This is a genomic window from Pseudomonas sp. TH10 (assembly GCF_016651255.1).
GTDB lineage: Bacteria > Pseudomonadota > Gammaproteobacteria > Pseudomonadales > Pseudomonadaceae > Aquipseudomonas.
The window spans coordinates 37,921-44,943 of the sequence record NZ_JAEKEG010000028.1 but is presented as its reverse complement, the minus strand read 5'-3'; the positions used below and the strand labels follow the sequence as shown (position 1 = coordinate 44,943).

Annotated in this window: 6 protein-coding genes and 1 pseudogene; 3 read left to right on the top strand and 4 right to left on the bottom strand. The window is 60.6% G+C overall.

All coding sequences use genetic code 11. The features are described 5' to 3' along the window. From JFT80_RS03760 to JFT80_RS03750, 3 genes are all read right to left on the bottom strand, one after another. A partial coding sequence (locus JFT80_RS03760; protein ID WP_201146963.1) for an acyltransferase occupies nt 1-851 on the bottom strand: 851 nt, incomplete at its 3' end. Further along, nucleotides 852-2,951 (bottom strand): phosphate acetyltransferase, encoded by a 2,100-nt coding sequence (gene pta / locus JFT80_RS03755; RefSeq protein WP_201146962.1) that lies wholly within the window; start codon nt 2,949-2,951, stop codon nt 852-854. It lies immediately after the preceding gene. Between the two features lie 60 nt (nt 2,952-3,011). Beyond that, entirely contained in the window at nt 3,012-3,338 is a 327-nt protein-coding gene (locus JFT80_RS03750) for a DUF3565 domain-containing protein (protein WP_201146961.1), read from the bottom strand. On the opposite strand from JFT80_RS03750, the gene JFT80_RS03745 reads away from it, so the two are divergent. The 3 genes from JFT80_RS03745 (at nt 3,307) to JFT80_RS03735 (ending at nt 5,697) form a co-directional block, all read left to right on the top strand. Beyond that, the gene (locus JFT80_RS03745) at nt 3,307-3,792 is read left to right on the top strand and encodes a peptidylprolyl isomerase (protein WP_008085027.1); all 486 of its coding nucleotides are present in this window, start codon (nt 3,307-3,309) and stop codon (nt 3,790-3,792) included. The two genes, JFT80_RS03750 and JFT80_RS03745, sit on opposite strands and share 32 nt — an antisense overlap. 123 nt (nt 3,793-3,915) lie before the next feature. Then, nucleotides 3,916-4,398, top strand: coding sequence for a glutathione peroxidase (locus JFT80_RS03740; RefSeq protein ID WP_201146960.1), 483 nt, complete (start codon nt 3,916-3,918; stop codon nt 4,396-4,398). A gap of 195 nt (nt 4,399-4,593) precedes the next feature. Beyond that, nucleotides 4,594-5,697, top strand: a complete 1,104-nt coding sequence (locus JFT80_RS03735) for an NADH:flavin oxidoreductase (RefSeq protein ID WP_201146959.1) — start codon at nt 4,594-4,596, stop codon at nt 5,695-5,697. Between the two features lie 117 nt (nt 5,698-5,814). On the opposite strand, the pseudogene JFT80_RS03730 reads toward JFT80_RS03735, so the two are convergent. Next, nucleotides 5,815-7,013 (bottom strand): annotated as a pseudogene (locus tag JFT80_RS03730) (glycosyltransferase family 4 protein). Nucleotides 7,014-7,023 lie beyond the last annotated feature (10 nt).

Below are 7,023 nucleotides of genomic sequence, written 5' to 3'. Positions count from 1 at the left end.
TCCCAGAGCTGATTGATCCACCCCTGAAACTGCAACCGGTACTCCCCATCCTGCTCATAATTCTTGCCGATGAACTCCGGCGGAATTTTCAGCTCCTGGAAGTGCACCACCACATCCTGCACGTTCCCGCACAACAGATCCCAATACCCCGGACGCCCGCCAGGATAGTGGATGGTCACGTTGACGATCGACTCCAGCTGCTCGCCCATCGCATCCAGCACAAACGCAATGCCGCCAGCCTTGGGCTTGAGCAGGTATTTGAACGGTGATTGCTGCTGCGCGTGCTTGCCTTCAGTGAAGCGCGTGCCTTCGACGAAGTTGAATATGCCCACCGGGTTGTTGCGAAACTTCGCGCAGGTCTTGCGCGTGGTTTCCAGGTCTTTGCCTTTCTTCTCCGGGTGCTTGGCCAGGTAAGCCTTGGAGTAGCGCTTCATGAACGGAAAGCCCAGTGCCCACCATGCCAAGCCGATCACCGGCACCCAGATCAGCTCTTGCTTGAGGAAGAACTTCAGCGGCTGAATGCGACGGTTGAGCACGTATTGCAGCACCAGAATATCGACCCAGCTCTGATGGTTGCTGGTGATCAGGTACGAGTGCTGGTAGTCGAGCCCTTGCAGGCCGCTGAGGTGCCAGCGCGTGCGGCGCACCAGGTTCATCCAGCCCTTGTTGTTGCTGATCCACGCTTCATGAGTGTGGCTCATCAGCCAGCCGGCGATGCGCTGGGTGAAGCCGAACGGCAAGGCCTTGACCAGTGCGACGCAGAACAGAAACGAGCAGAGCAGAATCGTATTGAGCGCCAACAACAGTGAGGCGATCACGCCGCGCAGTGGTGCAGGTAGAAAATCCAGCATTTACACATCCATAGGTCGGTTGGCGGCTTGAATCGCGGTGAGGGCGATGGTGTAGACGATGTCATCGACTTGCGCGCCGCGCGGCAAATCATTCACCGGTTTGCGCAGGCCTTGCAGCATCGGCCCGAGGCTGACGCAGTCGGCGCTGCGCTGCACGGCTTTGTGTGTGGTGTTGCCGGTGTTCAGGTCGGGAAACACGAACACCGTGGCGCGACCGGCGACCTGGCTGTTCGGCGCCAGTTGCCGGGCCACGGTTTCGTTGGCGGCAGCGTCGTACTGCAGGGGGCCATCGATCAGCAGCGAGTTCTGCTGTTCGTGGGCGAGCAATGTCGCTTCGCGGACTTTCTCGACTTCTTCACCGCTGGCGGATTCGCCGCTGGAATAGCTGATCATTGCCACGCGCGGAGTGATGCCGAACGCTGCGGCCGAGTCGGCGCTTTGCAGGGCAATCTCGGCCAGTTCGGCGGCGCTTGGGTGTGGGTTCATCACGCAGTCACCGTAAACCAGCACCTCCTCGGGGAACAGCATGAAGAATACGGATGACACCAGCGTGCAGCCCGGCGCCGTTTTAATCAGTTGCAAGGCCGGGCGGATGGTATTGGCGGTGGTGTTGATCACGCCGGAAACCAGGCCGTCGACTTCATCCAGTGCGAGCATCATGGTGCCGATCACTACGGTGTCTTCCAGTTGCTGCTCGGCCATCGGTGCGTTGAGGCTTTTAGTCTTGCGCAGCGCAACCATCGGCTCGACGTAGCGCTCGCGGATCAAGTCCGGATCGAGAATTTCCAGGCCCGGCGGCAGCACGATGCCTTGCGCGCGAGCCACGGCTTCGACGTCTTCCGGTTTGGCCAGCAATACGCAACGGGCAATCCCGCGCTCCTGGCAGATCGCCGCTGCTTGCACGGTGAACGGCTCGCTGCCTTCTGGCAGGACAATGCGCTTGTTCGCCGCTTGCGCGCGTTGGATCAACTGATAGCGGAACACGGCGGGCGACAGGCGCATTTCTCGCGGCGTGCCGCAACGCTGGTGCAGCCAGTTGGCGTCGAGATGGCTGGCGACGAAATCGGTGATGATCTCCGCGCGCTCGCGGTCATCGATCGGGATTTCCTTGTTCAAACCGTTGAGCAGGTTGGCAGTGTCGTAAGAACCGGTGCTCACCGACAACACCGGCAAACCGGCCTGCAAGGCGCCACGGCACAGATCCATGATGCGCGGGTCGGGCAGGGTATCGCTGGTCAATAACAGGCCGGCCAGCGGCACGCCGTTGATCGCTGCGAGACTGACCGCGAGGATGATGTCGTCGCGATCGCCGGGCGTCACCACCAACACGCCGGGCTTGAGCAACTCGACGGTGTTGCGCATGGTGCGCGCGCAAATGATGATTTTGGTCATCCGGCGAGTTTCGTAGTCGCCGGCGTTGAGCACTTGCGCGCCCATCAGGTCGGCAACGTCGCGGGTGCGCGGCGCATTGAGTTCCGGCTGGAACGGGATGCAGCCGAGCAGGCGGAAATCACCGCTGCGCAGGAGCGGCGAATGTTCTTTAAGGCGCGCGGCGAAGGCCTCCATGCTTTCGTCGGTTTTGACCTTGTTGAGGATCACACCGAGGACTTTCGGGTCTTTCGGGCCGCCAAACAACTGCGCCTGCAATTCGACGCGGCCGGACAATTCGGCGAGCACTTCGTTTTCCGGGGCCGAGACCAGAATGACTTCCGCATCCAGACTTTTGGCCAAATGCAGATTGACCCGCGCGGCATAGCTGGCGCTCCGGGTCGGCACCATGCCTTCGACGATGAGCACGTCCTTGCCGACGGCCGCTTGCTGATACAGGGCGATGATTTCTTCGAGCAACTCATCGAGCTGACCGTCACCGAGCATCCGCTCAACGTGGGCCAGACCCAGCGGCTGCGGCGGTTTCAGACCGTGAGTACGCGCCACCAGTTCGGTCGAGCGCTCAGGGCCGGTGTCGCCCGGATGCGGCTGGGCAATCGGCTTGAAGAAACCGACTTTCAGCCCGGCGCGCTCCAGCGTGCGTACCAGCCCGAGGCTGATGGAGGTCAGACCCACGCCAAAATCGGTGGGTGCGATAAAAAAAGTTTGCATGCGAATTCTCTAAGGGTGCATGGCAATGGCTGCCGTCTATAACTGACGATCTGCCGAAATTCAGTCGCCAAGGTTAGCGCTAACCGAGCCTTGTGCGCACCAACCGCAGGCAAAGGGTTGGCCTATTTTTTCAATACGTTGCGCCGGGTCAAGGACCCAGGCGCGCGATTGCCAGGGCGGCTGGTGACGCAGGTGCTGGGTGTGGCCGCAGGAAAGCTCGGCCACCCAATGGCCGTCTGCATCCTGATGGAAGCCGTTAATCGTCGAAACCCGTTTGTCCGGGTTGTGTTCGCTTTCGAGCGATTGCTTCGCTAAACTTGGCCTTTCTATATTCTTATGCAAAAGGTCTCGCCCCATGCTGATCGCCGCCAATAAGGCTGTCTCCATCGACTATACCCTGACCAACGACGCTGGTGAGGTCATCGACAGCTCCGCCGGCGGCGCTCCGCTGGTCTACCTGCAAGGCGCAGGCAACATCATCCCGGGCCTGGAAAAAGCTCTGGATGGCAAAGCTGTTGGTGACGAGCTGGAAGTCTCCGTTGAACCGGAAGACGCTTACGGCGAATACGCCGCTGAACTGGTCAGCACCCTGAGCCGCAGCATGTTCGAAGGCGTTGACGAGCTGGAAGTCGGCATGCAGTTCCACGCTTCGGCGCCGGACGGCCAGATGCAGATCGTCACCATTCGTGACCTCGATGGCGACGACGTAACTGTCGACGGCAACCACCCACTGGCCGGTCAGCGTCTGAACTTCAAAGTGAAGATCGTTGACATCCGTGACGCCAGCCAGGAAGAAATCGCTCATGGCCACGTCCATGGCGAAGGTGGCCATCACCACTGATTTCTGCGCTAAGCTTTCGAGAACTGGAGAGGCGCCCGCGGGCGCCTTTTTAGTCCGCGGCTGTCCTTGGTGGCCTCGCCAAGTGGCTGTTTCGAGAAGAACATCGGAATCCTGGAGTTCGTCATGAGTGCTTTTCACGACCTTAAGTTGACAGCCCTGGATGGTCAGGAGCTACCGCTGGCGCCTTTTAAAGGGCGCGTCGTGCTGGTGGTGAACGTTGCCTCCAAATGTGGCCTGACTCCGCAATACGCGGCGCTGGAAAACCTTTACCAGCAGTACAAGGACAAAGGTTTCAGCGTGCTGGGCCTGCCGTGCAACCAGTTCGCCGGTCAGGAACCTGGAAGCGAAAAGGAAATTCAGGATTTCTGCAGCCTCAACTATGGCGTGACGTTTCCGTTGTCGAGCAAGCTCGAAGTCAACGGTCACGAACGGCATCAGCTTTACCGTCTGCTGGCGGGCGAGGGCGCGGAGTTTCCCGGTGACATCACCTGGAATTTCGAGAAATTCCTGCTCGGCAAGGACGGCCGCGTGTTGGCGCGGTTTTCGCCGCGTACGGCGCCGGATGATCCGACCATTGTTCATGCGATTGAAAAAGCGCTGAGCTGATAAAGCAAGATCAAAAGATCGCAGCCTTCGGCAGCTCCTACAGGTGACCTCAAAACCCATGTAGGAGCTGCCGAAGGCTGCGATCTTTTGCTTTGCGTCTTCTAATCCTTAATCACCCAAATCAATAGTGCTGTTCAAGGGATTCTCGAATCAATATTATCGCCGTCATAAAGTCATTCCCTGTGGAGCCTTCCAATGCCGGTTCAAGCCTTGTTCAAACCGTTCCACCTCGGCGTCCTCGAACTGCCGACCCGTGTGGTCATGGCGCCGATGACTCGCTCTTTCTCCCCAGGTGGCGTGCCTGATTCGAAAGTCATCGAGTACTACCGTCGTCGTGCGGCGGCGGGTGTCGGCCTGATCATCACCGAAGGCACCACGGTCGGGCACAAGGCCTCCAATGGCTACCCGAACGTGCCGCACTTCTATGGTGAGGCGGCATTGGCCGGCTGGAAGAAAGTGGTCGATGCGGTGCACGCCGAAGGCGGCAAGATCGTGCCTCAGCTGTGGCATGTCGGCAGTGTGCGGCGCACCGGCACCGAGCCGGACGCCAGCGTGCCGGGCTACGGTCCCTCGGAAAAGCTGAAGGACGGTCAGGTCGTGGTTTACGGCATGAGCAAACAGGACATCCAGGAAGTCATCGGCGCATTTGCCCAGGCGGCCAAGGATGCACAAAGCATTGGCATGGACGGCGTGGAAATCCACGGGGCCCACGGCTATCTGGTCGATCAGTTCTTCTGGGAGGGCAGCAACCAGCGCACCGACGAGTACGGTGGCAGCCTGGCCAATCGTTCGCGCTTTGCCATCGAATTGATTCAAGCGGTGCGTGCAGCGGTCGGTGAAGGCTTCCCGATCATCTTCCGCTTCTCCCAGTGGAAGCAGCAGGACTACACCGCGCGCCTGGTGCAGACCCCGCAAGCGCTGGGTGAATTCCTCCAGCCGCTGTCCGACGCCGGCGTGGATATTTTCCATTGCTCGACGCGCCGCTTCTGGGAGCCTGAGTTCGACGGCTCCGAGCTGAACCTGGCCGGCTGGACGCGCAAACTCACCGGAAAACCGACCATCACCGTCGGCAGTGTGGGTCTGGACGGCGAGTTTCTGCAGTTCATGGTCAATACCGACAAAGTCGCGCAACCGGCCAGTCTGGAAAACCTGCTGGAGCGTTTGAACAACGATGAGTTTGACCTGGTGGCGGTAGGGCGCGCGCTGCTGGTGGATCCGGACTGGGCGCAGAAAGTGCGCGATGGGCGTGAGGAAGATATCCTGCCGTTCAGCCGTGAGGCGTTGATGACGCTGGTTTAAGCGTCAACCGGGAAGGCCCCATCGCCAGCAGGCTGGCTCCCACAGGTTTTGTGTACACCGCAGACCCCTTGTGGGAGCCAGCCTGCTGGCGATGACTGACTCAATGTCACCCTGGGCTCAGGGTGAGGTTGGTGCATTTGGCACCACGTGCTCCCCCTCACAAGCCCCCGCAACTGCCCCTCAAACTGCTCGATAATCGCCGGCCAGCCCTGGCGACTGGCATGCTGCCTGGCGTTCAGACGCACGCAGCGCAACGTCTCGCGCTCCTCCAGCAACCATGCCGCCGCATCGCAAAACGCATCTTCATCCCCAGGCATCGCCAGCACCCCGTTGTAGCCATGACGAATATGCTGGGCCGCCGCAGCTTGATCGTACGCCACCACGCCCAGGCCCGAAGCCAGCGCTTCCAGTACTACATTGCCGAAGGTCTCGGTCATGCTCGGAAACAAAAACACATCCCCCGATGCGTAGTGACTGGCCAGCACTTCCCCGCGCTGGGCACCGCAGAAGATCGCCTGTGGCAGTTCCTTCTCGAGCGCAGCCCGTTGCGGGCCGTCACCGATCACGATCAGTTTCAGATTCTTCTGTGGATAACTCGCCTTCAAGGTATCGAAACACCGCTTGAGCAGGCCCAGGTTCTTCTCCGGCGCCAGGCGACCGACATGGATCACCGCGATGTCGCGCTCGGCCAGGCCCCACTGTTCACGCAGCGTCGGCAAGCGCCGGGTCGGATGAAACAACTGGCTGTCGACCCCGCGGGACAGTAACGCCAACCGCTCGAAATGCCGACGCTCCAGCTCCATGCGCTGACTCACACTGGGCACCAGCGTCAGGCTCGAACGGTTGTGAAACCAGCGCAGGTAGTGAGTCAGCAGGCGGGTCAGCAGGCCAAAGCCATACTGGCTGGAGTACTGCTGGAAATTGGTGTGAAACCCGCTGACCACCGCAATGCCCAGGCGGCGTGCAGCACGCAGCGCGGACAATCCCAGCGGTCCTTCCGTAGCGATGTAGAGCACATCCGGGCGATGGTGCTGCCAGCGCCGCAGCAACTTGTGCATCGACGACTGCCCCCACTGCAACCCCGGATACCCCGGCAGCGGCCAACCTCGGCACAGCAGCAGCGCTTCATCTTCACTGCGCTGCGGATCCCCGGCCTGACGCGGCCGCACCAGTTCCACCTGATGCCCGCGCGCGCGCAGGCCATCGCACAAGCGGCCAAGGGTATTGGCCACGCCGTTGATTTCCGGTGGGAAGGTTTCGCTGATGAGGGTGATATGCAGAGCTGTCGTCATGACCCCAGTGTCGGCTGGGGCCATGTCGTCGGTG